Source organism: Paraburkholderia guartelaensis (assembly GCF_004353905.1).
GTDB classification, from domain to species: Bacteria; Pseudomonadota; Gammaproteobacteria; order Burkholderiales; family Burkholderiaceae; genus Paraburkholderia; species Paraburkholderia guartelaensis.
Genome location: NZ_SMOD01000123.1, coordinates 1 through 3,048, shown reverse-complemented (window position 1 = coordinate 3,048; position 3,048 = coordinate 1). Strand labels below are relative to the sequence as shown.

Sequence of the window (3,048 nt, the reverse complement as noted above, 5' to 3'; positions counted from 1 at the left end):
CACCATAGCACCTTCGATTCTGAATTCGCCAGACCCTAAGCGTGAACGAGCACAAGGCAAGCATTTCCTCATCTGCTTTGCGACGACTGAAACCTGATGACGTGAACGGCACACCGGCCTGCGGAACACCCCGGCAAGTAAAGAGGCTCCTGAAGCCGCACAACTTTATGGGGGCCGTGGGCGCGAACTTCATCGAGGCGCGGGGAGCAGTCCCCACAACGACGCCGGATAGATTTGCGCAAGCCAACACTGCATCAAGCGTCAGGGGTTGCAAAACTGGGGCGGACCATAGATTTACATTGGTCTTTGACCGGAGCAACACCTTCACTTTCGCCGGGGTGATCAGTGGCGGCGGGTCGGTGCAGCAGCGGGGCACCGGTACCACGACCCTGACGGGAACCAATACTTACGCCGGCGGCACAGTCATCAATTCCGGTACGCTCCAGCTCGGTAATGGTGGCACGACCGGCTCCATAGTGGGGAATGTCTCCAGTACCGGAACGTTGGCTTTCAACCGCAGCGACACCATGACCTTCAGCGGGGTGATTGCCGGTAGCGGCGCGGTCACCCAGATTGGTCCGGGCACGACCGTGCTGACCGGCACAAACAGCTATGCAGGTCCGACAACCGTGTCGGCGGGTGCGTTGTACATCAACGGCGACCAGACAGCCGCCACGGGTGCGACCACGGTGGCTAGCGGCGCGACACTGGGTGGCACCGGCACCCTTGGCGGAAACGTCAGCGTGGCCAGTGGGGCCCTGGCACCAGGTGGGGCCGCTGGGGGTGGCGGAACCCTGACTATCAACGGCAACCTTGGCCTCACCAGCAGTTCGACCCTCGACTACAGGTTTGGCGAGTCCAGTATGCAGGGCGGCACGCTGAATGATCTGACCGTGGTGAAGGGCAACCTGACGCTGGCCGGTACGCTCAACGTAACTGAAACACCGGGCGGCACGTTCGGGCCGGGCGTCTACCGGATTTTCACGTACGGCGGAGCGCTGACCGACAACGGACTGGCGCTGGGCACCCTGCCAGCGGGGACCACCGCGGTGGTGCAGACCTCGGTGCCTACCGAGGTGAACCTGGTCAACACGACTGGTGTGACGGTGTACTACTGGGATGGTGGCGCACCGGCCAACCGGAACAATGGCCGCATCGACGGGGGGAGTGGTACCTGGCAGGGTCCGGCCGGCAACGACAACTGGACCGGCCCGAATGGCATGGCCAACGCGTCGTTCACGAATGGGGTCTTCGCGGTCTTCGAGCCAGCACCGGGCACCGTGACGGTGGATAACAGCACGGGCCAGGTCAGCGCCTCGGGGATGCAGTTCGCGTCCGGTGGCTATGTGCTTAATGGCGGGCCGCTCACGCTGGTTGAGACCACGGCGGGATCTGGCATCACGACCGTCCGGGTCGGGGATGGCGCGTCCGACGGGGCGGGCTATATTGCGACCATTGACGCGATACTGCAGGGCAGCACGCAGCTACAGAAGACCGATCTCGGCACGCTGGTACTTGGCGGCGCGAACACTTACGCAGGGGGCACGGCGATCAACGGTGGCACGCTGCAGGTCTCCGCCGACGACAATCTTGGTGCGGCAGCGGGCAGCCTGAGCTTCGATGGCGGCACACTGGCGGTTACCGGTTCAGGCTTCACCTCGGCACGCAGCACGACGCTCAACGACGGTGGCGGCACCATCGATGTCGCGCCGGCCGGTACGTTCACCCTGAACGGCGTGATCGGCGGCGTCGGCGCGCTGGGCAAGACTGATATGGGCACACTGGTGCTCGCTGGCGCGAACACCTATACGGGTGGCACGGCGATCAACGGCGGCACGCTGCAGGTCTCCGCCGACAACAATCTCGGCGCGGCAACGGGCAACGTGAGCTTCGACGCCGGCACGCTGACGGTCACCGGGTCGGGCTTCACCTCGGCACGCAGCATGACGCTTGACGCAGGCGGCGGCACGATCGATGTCGCGCCGGCTGCCACGCTCACCCTGAACGGTGTCGTCGGCGGCGCAGGCGCACTGATCAAGGCCGATACCGGCACGCTGGTACTCACGGCCGCCAGCACCTACAGTGGCCCCACGACCGTGCAGAACGGCACGCTGACCGTCAACGGCTCCATCCAGTCACCGACCACGGTCCTGCCGTCCGCGACTCTGGCCGGCACGGGAACGGTGATCGGCAACGTGCTCAACCAGGGCGTGGTGTGGCCCGGCAACCCGGTGGCAGGCGATACCGGCTATGGCGCACTGACTATCCGCGGCAACTACAGCGACCCGCAGGGACAGGTGGTGTTCAACACGTATCTGGGTACCGACGGCTCGCCGTCGAGCCGTCTGGTACTCGACGGCGGAACCACGAGCGGCACGAGCGTGGTGGTCGTCCATCCCACGGGTGGCACTGGAGTGGAGACTCAGGCTAACGGCATCCGGGTCGTCCAGGCTATCGACGGGGGCACCACCGCACCTGACGCTTTCGTGCTCGCGGGGGAAGCGCGCGAAGGAGACCTCGACTACCGCCTTTTCAGGGGCAGTGTCGACAGCAGTGCTCCCCAGGACTGGTTCCTGCGCTCGGATTTCATCATTGGGCCGCCGCTGCCCGATGAACCCCCCGGGATTCCGCCCGGTGACGTGCTGCCGATCGACCCACCGCCGGCCGTGCTGCCGCCGGGCGAATATCCGATTATCGGACCGGAACTTGCAACCTATGCGGTGGTGCAGCCCATCGCGGGGCAGATGGGCCTCACCACGCTTGGCACGCTGCATGAGCGCATCGGCGACACGCTGACCAACGCGCAGGGCGGCGCCGGTGACGCAGGCTGGACCCGCTCCGGCTGGGTGCGCCTGTTCGGCCAGCAGATCGACAACCGCTACCAGACCTTCACCAACGCGAGCGCCAGCGGTCACCTGCTCGGCTTCCAGGCGGGTCTCGATGTCTGGCGCGGCAGCTTCCTGCCGGGCCATCACGACGCCACCGGCGTCTACTTCGCGTACGGCAACAGCGATGTGGACGTGAACGGGCTCGTCACCAATGCGGCCG

1 protein-coding gene is annotated in these 3,048 nt (G+C 65.6%); it reads left to right on the top strand.

All coding sequences use genetic code 11. The annotated features are described in order from the left end of the window. Positions 1-299: 299 nt before the first annotated feature. A partial coding sequence (locus tag E1N52_RS43300; protein WP_205965779.1) for an autotransporter-associated beta strand repeat-containing protein occupies positions 300-3,048 on the top strand: 2,749 nt, incomplete at its 3' end.